The sequence below is a fragment of the Streptomyces sp. cmx-18-6 genome (assembly GCF_046548915.1).
Taxonomy (GTDB): Bacteria; Actinomycetota; Actinomycetes; order Streptomycetales; family Streptomycetaceae; genus Streptomyces.
In genome coordinates this window covers 208,700-221,773 of the sequence record NZ_JAEBEP010000011.1, presented here as the reverse complement: position 1 = coordinate 221,773, position 13,074 = coordinate 208,700, and the positions used below count along the sequence as shown (strand labels likewise).

The 13,074-nt window shown below is 71.5% G+C and carries 13 protein-coding genes; 4 read left to right on the top strand and 9 right to left on the bottom strand.

Annotation, left to right across the window (positions count from 1 at the left end; genetic code table 11):
* Window positions 1-36 precede the first annotated feature (36 nt).
* Window positions 37-1,509 carry a zinc-dependent metalloprotease gene (locus tag ACLJPL_RS25145; RefSeq protein WP_411083192.1) on the top strand — a complete coding sequence of 491 codons (1,473 nt, stop codon included), beginning with the start codon at window positions 37-39 and terminating at the stop codon, window positions 1,507-1,509.
* Window positions 1,506-2,045, top strand: a complete 540-nt coding sequence (locus tag ACLJPL_RS25140) for an NUDIX hydrolase (protein WP_411083191.1) — start codon at window positions 1,506-1,508, stop codon at window positions 2,043-2,045. Before ACLJPL_RS25145 ends, ACLJPL_RS25140 begins: the two co-directional genes overlap by 4 nt.
* A gap of 77 nt (window positions 2,046-2,122) precedes the next feature.
* Here ACLJPL_RS25140 and ACLJPL_RS25135 read toward each other — a convergent pair whose 3' ends face one another.
* The 4 genes from ACLJPL_RS25135 to ACLJPL_RS25120 all read right to left on the bottom strand — a co-directional run bounded on the left by ACLJPL_RS25135 (window position 2,123) and on the right by ACLJPL_RS25120 (window position 5,966).
* Window positions 2,123-2,878, bottom strand: a complete 756-nt coding sequence (locus ACLJPL_RS25135; protein ID WP_411083190.1) for an AIM24 family protein — start codon at window positions 2,876-2,878, stop codon at window positions 2,123-2,125.
* Between the two features lie 17 nt (window positions 2,879-2,895).
* Window positions 2,896-3,576 carry an AIM24 family protein gene (locus tag ACLJPL_RS25130; RefSeq protein WP_411083189.1) on the bottom strand — a complete coding sequence of 227 codons (681 nt, stop codon included), beginning with the start codon at window positions 3,574-3,576 and terminating at the stop codon, window positions 2,896-2,898.
* 11 nt (window positions 3,577-3,587) lie between these two features.
* Window positions 3,588-5,204: a TerD family protein gene (locus ACLJPL_RS25125; RefSeq protein ID WP_411083188.1), complete on the bottom strand. Its 1,617-nt coding sequence runs from the start codon at window positions 5,202-5,204 to the stop codon at window positions 3,588-3,590.
* Between the two features lie 138 nt (window positions 5,205-5,342).
* Window positions 5,343-5,966 carry a M48 family metallopeptidase gene (locus ACLJPL_RS25120; protein WP_411083187.1) on the bottom strand — a complete coding sequence of 208 codons (624 nt, stop codon included), beginning with the start codon at window positions 5,964-5,966 and terminating at the stop codon, window positions 5,343-5,345.
* A 317-nt stretch (window positions 5,967-6,283) separates the two neighbouring features.
* Between ACLJPL_RS25120 and ACLJPL_RS25115 the strand changes: the two genes are divergently transcribed.
* Together ACLJPL_RS25115 and ACLJPL_RS25110 are read left to right on the top strand one after the other, a co-directional pair.
* The gene (locus tag ACLJPL_RS25115) at window positions 6,284-7,432 is read left to right on the top strand and encodes a ThiF family adenylyltransferase (protein ID WP_411083186.1); all 1,149 of its coding nucleotides are present in this window, start codon (window positions 6,284-6,286) and stop codon (window positions 7,430-7,432) included.
* A gap of 64 nt (window positions 7,433-7,496) precedes the next feature.
* Complete coding sequence (locus ACLJPL_RS25110; protein WP_411083185.1) at window positions 7,497-9,080, top strand: ABC1 kinase family protein; 1,584 nt, start codon at window positions 7,497-7,499, stop codon at window positions 9,078-9,080.
* 5 nt (window positions 9,081-9,085) lie between these two features.
* Here the strand turns inward: ACLJPL_RS25110 and ACLJPL_RS25105 are convergent, their stop codons facing one another.
* The 5 genes from ACLJPL_RS25105 to ACLJPL_RS25085 form a co-directional block, all read right to left on the bottom strand.
* Window positions 9,086-9,289 carry a hypothetical protein gene (locus tag ACLJPL_RS25105; RefSeq protein WP_411083184.1) on the bottom strand — a complete coding sequence of 68 codons (204 nt, stop codon included), beginning with the start codon at window positions 9,287-9,289 and terminating at the stop codon, window positions 9,086-9,088.
* Window positions 9,290-9,453: 164 nt separating this feature from the next.
* The gene (locus ACLJPL_RS25100; RefSeq protein ID WP_411083183.1) at window positions 9,454-9,717 is read right to left on the bottom strand and encodes a hypothetical protein; all 264 of its coding nucleotides are present in this window, start codon (window positions 9,715-9,717) and stop codon (window positions 9,454-9,456) included.
* Window positions 9,718-9,809: 92 nt separating this feature from the next.
* Entirely contained in the window at window positions 9,810-10,178 is a 369-nt protein-coding gene (locus tag ACLJPL_RS25095) for a WhiB family transcriptional regulator (protein WP_411083182.1), read from the bottom strand.
* Between the two features lie 175 nt (window positions 10,179-10,353).
* Window positions 10,354-10,683 carry a hypothetical protein gene (locus ACLJPL_RS25090; protein WP_411083181.1) on the bottom strand — a complete coding sequence of 110 codons (330 nt, stop codon included), beginning with the start codon at window positions 10,681-10,683 and terminating at the stop codon, window positions 10,354-10,356.
* A 167-nt stretch (window positions 10,684-10,850) separates the two neighbouring features.
* Entirely contained in the window at window positions 10,851-13,070 is a 2,220-nt protein-coding gene (locus ACLJPL_RS25085; protein WP_411083180.1) for an ATP-dependent DNA helicase UvrD2, read from the bottom strand.
* Window positions 13,071-13,074: the final 4 nt, after the last annotated feature.

Below are 13,074 nucleotides of genomic sequence, written 5' to 3'. Positions count from 1 at the left end.
GGTTCGAGCCGGCGGCCCTACGAGCCGAGGAAACCCGTGAGTGACACCCCATTCGGATTCGGCCTTCCGCCGGAGGAGCCGGAGAACGGCGACGAGGGCAAGAAGAAGGACCCCACCGAAGGTGGGCAGAGCGCGGGCGGGCCGGGAAACCCGTTCGGTTTCGGGCCGGGGGCGGGCGGCGACAACCCGTTCGCCGCGATGTTCGGTTCGATGAACCCGAACGATCTCGGTGCGGCCTTCCAGCAGCTCGGCCAGATGCTGAGCTACGAGGGCGGTCCCGTGAACTGGGACATGGCCAAGCAGATCGCCCGCCAGACCGTCTCCCAGGGGACGTCGGACGGCACGAAGGACGCGAGCGTGGGCCCGTCCGAGCGGACGGCGGTCGACGAGGCGCTGCGGCTGGCCGATCTCTGGCTGGACGGTGTGACGTCGATGCCCTCCGGTTCGGTCTCCACCGTGGCGTGGAGCCGCGCGGAGTGGGTCGAGGCGTCGCTGCCGGCCTGGCAGCAGCTGGTCGACCCGGTGGCCGAGCGGGTGGGCGCGGCGATGGGCGATGTGCTGCCCGAGGAGATGCAGGCCATGGCGGGCCCGCTGATCGGCATGATGCGGTCGATGGGCGGCGCCATGTTCGGCCAGCAGATCGGGCAGGCCGTGGGCACGCTGGCCGGTGAGGTGGTCGGTTCCACGGACATCGGGCTGCCGCTGGGCCCGGCGGGCAAGGCCGCGCTGCTCCCGCTGAACGTGGCGCAGTTCGGCAAGGACCTCAGCGTCCCGCAGGACGAGGTCCGGCTGTATCTGGCCCTGCGCGAGGCCGCCCACCAGCGGCTCTTCTCCCATGTGCCGTGGCTGCGCTCGCACCTGTTCGGCGCGGTCGAGTCGTACGCACGGGGCATCAAGGTCGACACCTCCAAGCTGGAGGACGTCGTCGGCCAGTTCGACCCCTCGCAGCCCGAGCAGCTTCAGGACGCCCTTCAGCAGGGCATGTTCCAGCCCGAGGACACGCCCGAGCAGAAGGCGTCCCTGGCGCGTCTGGAGACGGCTCTGGCGCTCGTCGAGGGCTGGGTGGACGCCGTGGTGCACGAGGCCGCGAAGTCCCGGCTGACCTCGTCGGACGCCCTGCGCGAGACGATGCGCCGCCGCCGTGCCTCCGGTGGCCCGGCCGAGCAGACGTTCGCCACGCTCATCGGCCTCCAGCTGCGCCCGCGCCGGCTGCGGGACGCCTCGCGCCTGTGGGCCTCGCTCACCGACGCCCGGGGCCTTGAGGGCCGCGACGCGCTGTGGGAGCACCCGGACATGCTGCCGACCGCCCACGACCTGGACGACCCGGACGGCTTCGTCCACCACGAGCAGGCGGACTTCTCCGAGCTGGACAAGATGCTCGGCGAGGCCGCGAAGGGGACGCGGAAGCCCACCGAGGGCAAGGACGCCCCGGCCCAAGACGCCCAGGACGCCCAGGACGCCCAGGACAAGGACACCGGCGAGGACGGCAAGGACGGCCGCGACCAGTGATCCTGCACGACGACGCCACCCTCGTACTGAAGGGTTACGCCCCCGAGGGCGAGGGCGGTGATCAGGCGGAGCTGCGTCAGCTCTACCTGGACCATCTGGCGCTCCACGACGACGGCATGTGGAAGGCGTGCGAGGCCGGGCATGTGACGGCCAGCGCCCTGGTGATCGACCCGGAGCGCGGCAAGGTGCTGCTCACCCTGCACCGGAAGCTCCGGATGTGGCTCCAGATGGGCGGCCACTGCGAGCCGCAGGACGCCACGCTGGAGGCGGCGGCGCTCCGTGAGGCGACGGAGGAGTCCGGCATCACCGGGCTCTCCCTGCTGCCGGGCGGCCCGGTCCGGCTGGACCGGCACCCGATTCCCGCCCCCTGCAACTGGCATCTCGACGTGCAGTACGCGGCGCTGGCTCCGGCCGGAGCGGCGGAGCGGATCAGCGCGGAATCCCTGGAGCTGCGCTGGTTCGCCTACAGCGAGGTGCCCGAGGTGGCCGACGCCTCCGTCGTACGGCTGCTGGAGGCGACGCGGTCCCGGCTGTAGCGGCAGGCTGTACGCACGCGCGTAAGGGGCGGCCTCCATAGAGGCCGCCCCTTACCGCTGTACTCCGTGCGCGCCGGTCAGTTCCAGGCGTTGTTCTGGTTCTGGCCGTAGGCCCCCTGCTGGCCCATGCCGAACTGGGCGCGGGCGCCCTGGCCGATCTGAGCGTTCTGCGGGGGCATGACCTCGCTCGGCTGGACCAGGGCGAAGCCCTGTCCCAGGAAGCTGAGCTCCCAGCCCTCCCCCGTGTTGCCGCGACGCCGGAAGACGCCGGAGGAGTGGGTCTGGGCCTGCATCTGCACCCGCAGGGCGCTGGACCAGGCGACGATCGCGTCGGCGTCCACGTTGACGTACTTGTCGGGCGTGACCTGCATCATCAGCGGTTGGCCCGAGGTCATGAGGGCGACCTTGCCGGTGCCGGTGATGTTGAGCTGGTACTTGCCGCTGCCGGAGATCCCGTACTGGCTGTCCACCGCGATGACCTCGGTGTGCAGCGAGGAGTCGAGCGCGAGGACGTACGCGCTGTCCACGGTCATCCCCTCGCGGTCGACGTCCACGACGTGGATGTACTGGGCGAGGTTGGCGAAGTAGACGGTGCCCTGGCCGGACACCCGCATCAGGTCGAGGCCCTCGCCGGTGCGCGCGCGGGCGTTGCGCTGCCCGTGCGACTGGTACTCGCCGTCGAAGTCCATCAGTCCCTGGTAGGCGACCATGGCGCCCTTGCGGGCGAGGATGTCGTCCTGCCCGGTCAGCGCCACCCGCAGGAGCTGCGGGTTCTGGATCGTGTACCGGTCCTGGGACTGCTGCTCGGTGTGGCTGAAAAGCGGACTCTGCATGGTGTGTTCCCCTCCCCTCAGTTCCGGATCCGCAGGCGGTCCGTGCTGTCCTCGCTCGGCTGGACGACGACGATGCCCTCCCCGGAGAAGGCCATCTGGTACGCCTCCCCGCTGCCGCGGCCGATCAGCGCGCCGGCCTTGAAGCTGCGCTTGCCCTTCACCTTGAGGTTCGTGGACCAGGCGACGAGCGCGTCCGGGTCGACGTACGTCTCGTCGTCGCCGCGTCCGCAGTCGACGACGATCGGGGTGCCCCGGGAGGTGATGGCGACCCAGCCGGTGCCCTGGACGACGACGTTCCACAGCCCCTGTCCGGCGAACTTGGCCATCCCCTTGACCCTCTCGACGCCCCAGGTGAGGTGCGCGTCGAAGGCGAGGAGGTTGGTGCCGTTGACCGAGACGGACTCGTTGTTCAGGTTGATGACGACCACGTCGGCCCCGTAGTCGGCGAGGTAGAGCAGTCCGTCGCCGGAGCACTTCATGACGGGTGCGCCCTCGCCGGTGATCCACTGGGAGGCGATCTGCCGGGCGGCGGGCGGATTGGGCTCGTACTGGATGAACCCTTCGTACGCCACCATCGAGCCGGTGCGCGCGTAGAGGTCCTGCCCGGAGGCCATGGCGACCTTGAGCATGGCCGAGCCGTGGTTCTCCATCCGGGCCGTGACGGGGGTCGGGGCGTAGCCCGCGAGTTGCTGGTTCATGACGGGCTCCCTCAGACCTCGTAGGGCTGGACGACGATGAAGTTGCCGGGGGCTCCCCGGAACTGGAGGTTCACGGTCTCCCCGCTGTGCCCCGGGTAGGCGTTGCGGCGCAGCCGGACCTGGCTGGAGACGATCACCTGGGAGGCGGCCGACCAGGCCACCACCGCGTTGCAGTCGGCGAACGTGGTGGGCGTGACCGGCAGGACGACCGGGGTGCCATGGGTCTTGATGATCACGGTGCCGGTGCCCTGGAACTGCATGGTGAACAGCGCGCCGCCGGGGATGCCGTGCCCCTCGACCCTGCGGACCTCGTACTGGAGGGACTCGTCGAAGGCGAGGACGCTCTCGGCGGAGACGCAGATGGCGTCGCCCTGGAGCTCGATGGGGTGCAGATACGAGCCCTCCTCGGCCAGGAAGACCTGCCCGCGGCCGGTACAGCGCATCAGCTGCATCTCCTGGCCGGTGGCGTTGCCGACGGCCCGGCCGACGAACCCGGCGCCCTTGTAGCCGAAGTCGACCTTGCCCTGGTACATCACCATGCTGCCCTGGCGGGCCAGCACTCCGGCGCCGCCGCCCATGGTCAGGTCGACCCGCATGAGCTGCTGGTTCTGCGGGGTCCAGCGCTGCCCGGTGGCGGTCTCCTTGTACGGCTGGAGGGCCGCCTTGAGCCCGGCGCCGGCCGCCGGAACGCCCTGGGGCACTCCTTGGGGGACGCCCGGGGGCTGCTGGCCGAAGGGCAGCGGGGCGGGCTGACCGTACGGGGCCGGGGCCGGCTGGCCGTACGGAGCGGGCGCCGGCTGACCGTACGGCGGCGCGGGCGGGACACCCTGGCCGGGCACCTGGCCGAACTGCGGCTGGTGGGGCTGCTGACCGGGTTGGCCGTACGGGGCCGGGGGCGCCTGCGGGGTCAGGGGCGCCGCGATCGTCGGCGCGGCGTGCATCGGCTGCTGCGGCGCGGGAGCGGGCGCGGGCGGGGCTCCGAAGGAGGGCGCGGGCTGCGGAGCCTGGGGGGCGGGCGGGGCCGCGAAGGCCGGGGGCGCGGTGGCCTGGGCCGGCGGGGCGAACCCCGGAACCGCCTGCGGGGCGGCCGGGGCCTCTTCCTCCGCGACCTCGCCGCCGAAGTTCCTCAGGAGCGCGTCGAGACCGCCGTCGAAGCCCTGGCCGACCGCGGCGAAGCGCCAGACGTCCTTGAGGTAGAAGTCGCCGAGCATCACCGCGCGCTCGGTGGTGAACTCCGAACCGGTGAAGGAATACCTGACCACCTCTTCGCCGCCCGCCACGATCCGGATGTAGCCGGGGCCGATCTGCGACATCTGCCCCGCGCCGTCGAGCGTCGCGGTGAAGGAGAGCTTCTGGATGGCAGCCGGAACGCGGTCGAGCGTGACGCGGAAGGACTCGGTGTCGCCGGACTGCGCGCCGAGGAGCTGGATGGACTCCTCGGGCGATTTCGGCTGATTGAAGAAGATGAAGTAACGGTCGTCCGAGAGCTGTTCATTGGCGTCGAGGCCGAAGCAGCTGATGTCGAAGGTCAGTCCGGGGGCGGCGATCTGCACACCTACGTACAGATCTGTCCCAGGCGTGAGATCGCTGATCTTGGCCTTGTGGCCTCGTTGGAATTCCCTGGCCATGCGTAACGACCGTCCCCCATCCCGAAGGTGAATGCGTCGCGTCAGGCTAACCGCAAACCGCGACAACCGGCCAAGCCGGTACACACCCGGTACAGAATCACCGAACATGCCGCATCGCGACCACGGAACGTGCCCGCCTCACTCCTCGCGCGCGGCCGGCAGACGGGGCAGCTGATCGGCCGCCACCACGCCTTCGAGATAGCCCCGGGCCCGCTCGGTGCGGGGATACGCCTCCAGCAGCCGCCAGAACTCCGGACCGTGCCCCGGGACGAGGAGATGGGCCAGCTCATGGAGGAGTACGTAGTCGACGACGTACTCCGGCATGCCCTGGAGCCGGTGGGAGAGCCGGATGCTGCCCTCGGCGGGGGTGCACGAGCCCCAGCGGGTGTTCTGGTTGGTCACCCAGCGCACCGAGACGGGCCGGGCCCGGCCGGCGAAGTACTGGGCGGACAGCAGCTCGGCCCGCTCCGCGAGCCCGGAGTCCCCGAGGGAGCGCTTGCTCTCCTGGGCGGCGAGCTTGTCGAGCATCACCCCCACCCAGCGCCGCTCCTCCGCCTCCGACATCCGGGCGGGGATGAGCACGATCGTGCGGTCGCCCTCCCGGTACGCGGAGACCGATTTCCTGCGCCGGGTGCTCCTGCGCACCTCGACCGCGCTCGCCACCGACGAGCGGGGCGTCCGGGCAGCCGCACCGGGCTGCCGGCTTCCCGCGCCGCGCACGGGGGGTTTCGCGGCGGAGCGGGGTGAAGGGTCGGCGGGCACGCTTCGACGTTACCCGCTGTCCATGGGGAAAGTCCCGCCTCGGCGCCCGGGCGACGGCGAACCGGCCGACTCCAGTCCGCCCCGGTCCATCCCCTCCCCTTTCACGGCGCGCACCATTTCCCTGGCGTGCACCATTTTCCTGGCGTGCACCATTTGTGCGACTAATAGACCTCATACCCCTTGCCTGTGGATAACTCTGCGCACGCTCCGGCGTCGGCGCGCATTCTGGCAATGGCTCGACGCGGCCGGGAATCCTCCCGTGCACGCGATCGCGACACCGATCGGGGGAGAGAACTGTGCGTCTCGGGGGAGAAGTCATGCATCCGATGCTGAAGCCCGCCCTGCGCCGGGCATGGCGCGGGCGGAGCACCGTGCAATTCGGGGTGACGCCCGCACACGCCGTGACGCTCGGTCCGGTGGACATCGCCACGGGGAGCTTTCTGGAACTCCTCGACGGCACGCGCGGTCTGCCCCTGTTGCGCGAGGAGGCGCGAGCTCTGGACCTTTCGGACCGCCATGTGGACGTGCTGGTGGAACGGCTGGCCGAAGCGGGCCTTCTCGACGATCCGCGGGCCGGTGGCCCTCAGGCGGAAGTGCTGCGCTGCCGGGCGGAGGTGATGGAGCGTCAACGCCCTGATGTCGCCTCGCTCTCCGTGGTCCATCCCGCGCCGGGCGAGGGGCTGCGCCGGATGGCGGCGCGGAGGTCGATGCGGGTTCAGGTGCGGGGCGCGGGGAGGGTCGGTGCGGCGATCGCGGCGGTGCTGTCCGGCTCGGGGGTGGGTCAGGTAGAGGTGCTGGACGGAGGCCGGACCGAACCGGGGGACGTGGCGCCCGCCGGGCTCCCGCCCGCCTCCGTGGGGGAACGGCGTGACACCGCGGCCCGCCGGCTCGTCCGCCGGGCCGCGGCGGGACCGGCGCCCCGGTCGACGGAGTCGGGCCGCAACACGATGGGAGGACAGCCACCGCTGTCATTGATCGTCGTCGCGCCCCGGGACGGCCTCTCCGTGTACGCGCCGCTCCCCGACACCGCGGGGCCCTGGATCGCGTCCGGCACTCCTCATCTCTACGCGGGAGTGATCGAGGCCACAGGGGTGGTGGGGCCGCTCGTGCTGCCGGGCGGCACCAGTTGCGCGGGATGTCTGGAGCTGCACCGCGCGGACCGGGATCCGCAGTGGCCCCGGATGCTGGCGCAGTGGCGCTCCGGGCGACGGGGAGCGGCGGCGCCCGCCTGTGATCTGGGGCTGGCGACGGCGGTGGCCGGTCTGGCCTCGGCGCACGCCCTGTCCTTCCTGGACGGGGAGTTGCCGGCGAGCACGGGGGCGCGCTGGGAGGCCGCGCTGCCGCTGCTGGACTGGCGCAGCGAGCGGATCGGAGCCCACGCCGACTGCTCCTGCGGCGCGGCCGAGCACGGCAAGGGGGATCGGGCCTCCGGCTCGGTTGCGGCGCAGGACACAATGGCCGGGTGACCGCCGTCGACGGAGCGACTCCGGAGGCTCAAGCGGCACGGCAGTCTGGGAACTGGAGGGGCACATGTCTGATCTTCCCCGGAAGGCGGTTACGCGTACCGCCAAACTGGCCGCGCTCCCGCTCGGCTTCGCCGGCCGTGCCACGTGGGGTCTGGGCAAGCGGATCGGCGGGAAGTCCGCCGAGCTGGTCGCCCGCGAGGTGCAGCAGCGCACGGCGGACCAGCTGTTCAAGACGCTGGGCGAGCTGAAGGGCGGGGCCATGAAGCTGGGCCAGGCCCTTTCCGTCTTCGAGTCGGCCCTCCCCGAGGAGGTCGCGGGCCCCTACCGGGCGGCGCTGACCAAGTTGCAGGAGGCCGCGCCGCCCCTGCCCGCCCAGACGGTCCACGCGGTGCTGGCCGAACGGATCGGTGAGGACTGGCGGGACTACTTCCTGGAGTTCGAGGACAGGCCATCGGCTGCCGCCTCGATCGGGCAGGTGCACCGGGCGGTGTGGCACGACGGCCGTGAGGTCGCCGTGAAGGTGCAGTATCCCGGTGCGGGCGAGGCGCTGCTCTCGGATCTCACCCAGCTCAGCCGCTTCGCGCGGCTGCTCGGGCCCCTGATCCCCGGGATGGACGTCAAGCCGCTCATCACCGAGCTGCGCGACCGGGTGTCGGAAGAGCTGGACTACGAGCTGGAGGCGCGGTCGCAGCGGGAGCACGCGGCGGAGTTCGCGGACGACCCGGATGTGGTGATCCCCGGGGTGGTGCACCAGTCCGACCAGGTGCTGGTGACGGAGTGGATCGACGGGATCCCGCTGGCCGACGTCATCGCGGACGGCACGCCCGAGCAGCGTGACCAGGCGGGGCAGCTGCTGGCGCGCTTCCTCTTCTCGGGTCCCGCACGCACGGGGCTGCTCCACGCCGACCCGCATCCGGGGAACTTCCGGCTGCTGCCTGCGGCGGCCGACGCGGACGACCCGGATGCCGACGACGGTCATGCCGACGCGGATGTCGGCTCCGACGCGGATGTCGGCTCCGACGCCGGTGTCGGCTCCGACGCGGCCGCCGACGCCGAAATCGCTGGCGATGCCGATATCGCCGCCGATGCCGACACCGACACGAAGGCCGCCGCCGGGCCGTGGCGGCTGGGGGTGCTGGACTTCGGCACGGTCGACCGTCTTCCGGGCGGACTGCCGCAGACCATCGGTGATTCGTTGCGGATGACGCTGGAGGGCGACGCCACCGGTGTGTACGGGCTGCTGCGCGAAGAGGGCTTCGTGAAGGAGTCCATCGAGCTGGAGCCACAGGCGGTGCTGGACTACCTGCTCCCGATCATCGAACCCGCGCAGGTGGAGGAGTTCACCTTCACCCGGGGCTGGCTGCGCGACCAGGCGGCCCGGATAGCCGATCCGCGCTCCCCCGCCCACCAGCTCGGCAAGCAGCTGAACCTTCCGCCGTCCTACCTGCTGATACACCGGGTGACGCTCAGCACGATCGGCGTGCTGTGCCAGCTGGGGGCGACGGTCCGGCTGCGGGACGAGCTCGAAGCGTGGCTGCCGGGGTTCGTCACGGAGACCGAGAGGGCCGAGCCCACCGAGGGGGCCGAGGAGCCCGAGCTCGTCCCCGCGGCCAAAAAGGCGGAGTTCGTCCCCGAGGGCGGCGAGTAGCCGGGTCACCACCAGACGGAGTCGAGACGGCTCTCGACAGCCCTGATGTGGAGGCGGGCGCAGGCGTCGCAGAAGTGCAGACGGCGTCCGTCCTCCACGGAAGAGAGCCAGGTCAAAGGGGCGGTGTCGCCCTCGGCGGCGGTGCCGCAGCGGGCGCACACCACATGCCCGGCAGTCGGCTCTTCGGGGGGATGCGTCTCCTGGTCCACCTCGTGACGATATCCCCGCCGCGTAACGCCCGGCAGCGCAACGCACCGCGGGGCCGTCCTGGTACGGACGGCCCCGCGGTGCGGGTGGTGACGGTTCATCGGGCGGAGCGGTCGCCCGACGCATCACCGGGGTGATGCGTCGTGGAGCTCAGAGGCGGAGCCTCTCAGTGCATGACCGCCATGGCCAGCGCCCGGCGGGCGCGCAGCGAGGCGCGCTCCGCTCGGCGCTGCATCCGGCGGGCGGTGACGAGGCGCACCGCTTGGCGGTCGCCCTCGGCCTCCCGCAGGCGGTCGTTCATATGCGCACGGGCCAGGGCTTCTGGGATGAGTTGCATTTCGCGGGTCCTGTTCTGACGCGATTCGTTCGCGCCGCTGATGGTGACGTCAGGGGTCGCGGAGCCGACGGGCTCCTGCGTGGGGGTGATCATCGGTGTCTGGTTCCGGGGGTCATGAGTCTGGGGACGGTCGATGGTTCCGAGGCGCTTCCACCGCGTGGGGGCGGGGGCAGCGGAGCCGGCGGTCACGCTGCGACCGGGTTCTTGCGCGGACGGCCACGCGGCCGCTTGCGGGCCACGACGACACCCTGGACGAAGAGCTCGCCGCCCCAGACGCCCCACGGCTCGCGCCGCTCCTTGGCTCCGGCGAGGCACGCCTCGACGAGCGGGCAGGTACGGCAGAGGGACTTGGCGTACTCGACGTCGGCCGGGGACTCGGCGAAGAAGACCTCCGGGTCGTAGGAACGGCAGGGGACGGGCACGCCGAGGTTCTCGATGGCGTCGTCGAGCGCGGTGAGCGCGGTGAGGGGGAGCAAGGTGGAGTCCTCCGTGGAGCCGGGCGGGGAGATCGAGTCGGAAGGCGGTACTGACGGGGCGTGCGCTTCGAGTTGCACGGTGGGTGGTGTCCTCGTCTGGTCGTGCCGGCCTGTTGGCCGGTTGGCGGCTGCTGGTACCAGGTACTGCTTGTCCCGAGGCGCCTTCGTTCCGTCTCGTCCGTTCGGACAAAACAAAAGGGCCGCGGATCCCGAGTGGGGTTCCGCGGCCCTGAGGCGCCGGCCTGATGCTGGATCAGGCTGGATCGCTCCAGGGTTCAGGCCCACGGAAGGCCCACATCGTGTGGTGCTGCTGCGTCTGCTTCTTGGCTCCGGCACCGGCTGCCGCGAAGGCATAGGTCTGAGCCTGTGCATCCTTCGCCACTGCTGCCACCGGTGCCTCGGTCGGTCGCTCATTGCGCTCCCGCATCACGGGCAGGCTCGCCGGGGACAGCGGACGCACGGCGAAGACGCCGGACAGACCAGTGGCACGGAACGAAGCAGCCGAGGAGCGGGTGAGGCCGAGCGAGCAGGCGGAGACGACGGAAAGACCGGTCATTTTCTGGCTTCCAATGATGCTGATCACTTCAATCGCCTCCTCTCGGCGTCTCAGGGGGACCGGGCTGAGCCGGTCCTGCGTATTCGGATAAGTACAGCACGGGGTGAGGGCTTCAGAGAAGTCGCTGTTCCCGTGGTTAAGAACCTATGGTGACGACTGGGGCGGGCGCAAACTATTTTCTGGACGAGTTTTTCTCAGCCCTCGCCGGCGCTCTCTTCGCCCTCCTCACCGACCGCCTCACCTGCGCAGATGGTGAGCACGTCGGCTCCGAAACGGGTCAGCTTCCGGTTCCCGACGCCGGGGATGACGACCAGCTCCCCCTCGGTGGACGGCACCGCCTCGGCGATGGCCATGAGGGTCTTCTCGGTGAACACGCAGAAGTCCGGCTGGTGCAGCCGGGCCGCCTGGTCCGCACGCCAGTCCAGGAGCCGTTCGTACAGCGCCTCGTCCATGTCGGACGGGCACTCCTCGCACCGCATCAGCTTCATCTCACCGGCCGCGGTGAGCGTCCGGCCGCAGACCCGGCACCGCACCGGGCCCCGGTGCGGCCGCTCGGCCTCCGTTGTCCGGTCGGGGCCCGCCGCCCTGCCGGAGCCCCGGTGGATGCCCGCACCGCCGCCGGCTCCGCCGCGGACGCCGAGTGCCGTGGAGCCCGGCCGCAGCCCGTTCAGGAACCGGGTGGGCCTGCGGCTCGCCCGGCCGCCGGGAGAACGGGACAGCGACCAGGAGAGCGAGAGGTGGACCCGGGCGCGGGTGATGCCCACGTACATCAGGCGTCGCTCCTCCTCGACCTGCTCGTCGGTCTTGGCGTAGGCGATCGGCATCATGCCCTCGGTCAGGCCGACCAGGAACACCGCGTCCCACTCCAGCCCCTTCGCCGAGTGCAGCGAGGCCAGCGTGACGCCCTGGACCGTAGGGGCGTGCTGGGCGGCCGCCCGTTCGTCGAGCTCGCGGACCAGGTCGGTCAGGGTCGCCCCCGGCCTCGCCGTCTCGAAGTCCTCCGCCAGCCGCACCAGTGCCGCCAGCGACTCCCAGCGGTCGCGCACCGCCCCCGACCCGGCGGGCGGGCGGGTGGTCCAGCCCTTCGTGGACAGGACCGCCCGCACCTGGGACGGCAGCCCCTCCGCCCCGTCGAGCAACGAGTCGTTGCGCCCGGCGCGGGCCGCGCCGCGCAGCGCGGTGCCCGCCTCCCGGACCTCGACCCGCTCGAAGAACCGCTCGGCGCCGCGCAGTTGGTAGGCCACGCCCGCGTCCGCGAGGGCCTGCTCGTAGACCTCGGACTGGGAGTTGACCCGGTAGAGCACGGCGATCTCCCCGGCCGGGACGCCCGCCGCGATCAGGTCGCGGATGCGCCGGGCGGTGAACTCGGCCTCGGTGGGCTCGTCGGCATACTCCGCGTAGACCGGCTCGGGGCCCTTGTCCCGCTGCGACACCAGCTCCAGCCGGTGGTCGGCGGCCTTGCCGCTGGCCTGGCTCAGCAGCCCGTTGGCGAGGTGGACGACCTGGGGGGTGGAGCGGTAGTCCCGGACCAGCTTGACCACCGTCGCGCCGGGGTGGCGGGTGCGGAAGTCCAGCAGGTGGTCGGGGGTGGCCCCGGTGAAGGAGTAGATCGTCTGGCTGGCGTCGCCGACGACGCAGAGATTGTCCCGGTCGCCCACCCACAGGTCGAGCAGCCGCTGCTGGAGCGGGCTGACGTCCTGGTACTCGTCGACGACGAAGTGCTGGTACTGGCCGCGCACGTGGTCGGCGATGTCGTGCCGGTCCTGGAGGATGCCGACGGTGAGCAGCAGCACGTCCTCGAAGTCGATCACCGAACGGTCGCGCTTGAGCTGTTCGTAGGCGGAGTAGATCTGGGAGAGCACCGCGGGGTCGCGGGGGGCGTCCCGCTGGGTCTTGGCGACCGCGGCCGGGTAGTCGGCGGGGACGGTCTGGGTGACCTTGGCCCACTCGATCTCGCTGGTGACGTCCCGCAGCTCGTTGCGGTCGAGGCGGAGCTCGCAGCGGGCGGCGGCCTCCGCGACCAGCTGCACCTTCCGCTCCAGCAGCCGGGGCAGCTCGCCACCGACTGCTTTCGGCCAGAAATACTGGAGCTGCCGGAGCGCCGCCGAGTGGAACGTCCGCGCCTGGACCCCCGTCGCGCCGAGCTGGCGGAGCCGTCCGCGCATCTCTCCGGCGGCCCGGTTGGTGAAGGTGACGGCGAGGATCGTGGCGGGCTGGAGGATGCCCGCCCGGACCCCGTACGCGATGCGGTGGGTGATCGCGCGGGTCTTGCCCGTGCCCGCTCCGGCCAGCACGCACACCGGTCCGTGCAGGGCGAGAGCCACCTCACGCTGCTCGGGGTCGAGCCCGTCGAGCACGGCGTCCGGGGTCTCGGGAACCTGCGGGAAGAGGGTGGAGTGCGTTGCTGCTGTCACCCCG

Coding starts and splice junctions, on each gene's coding strand:
- ACLJPL_RS25135 (WP_411083190.1), bottom strand. CDS start 2,878: ATGCAGAGTCCGCTTTTCAGCCACACCGAGCAGCAGTCCCAGGACCGG.
- ACLJPL_RS25115 (WP_411083186.1), top strand. CDS start 6,284: ATGCATCCGATGCTGAAGCCCGCCCTGCGCCGGGCATGGCGCGGGCGG.
- ACLJPL_RS25100 (WP_411083183.1), bottom strand. CDS start 9,717: ATGATCACCCCCACGCAGGAGCCCGTCGGCTCCGCGACCCCTGACGTC.
- ACLJPL_RS25130 (WP_411083189.1), bottom strand. CDS start 3,576: ATGAACCAGCAACTCGCGGGCTACGCCCCGACCCCCGTCACGGCCCGG.
- ACLJPL_RS25110 (WP_411083185.1), top strand. CDS start 7,497: ATGTCTGATCTTCCCCGGAAGGCGGTTACGCGTACCGCCAAACTGGCC.
- ACLJPL_RS25125 (WP_411083188.1), bottom strand. CDS start 5,204: ATGGCCAGGGAATTCCAACGAGGCCACAAGGCCAAGATCAGCGATCTC.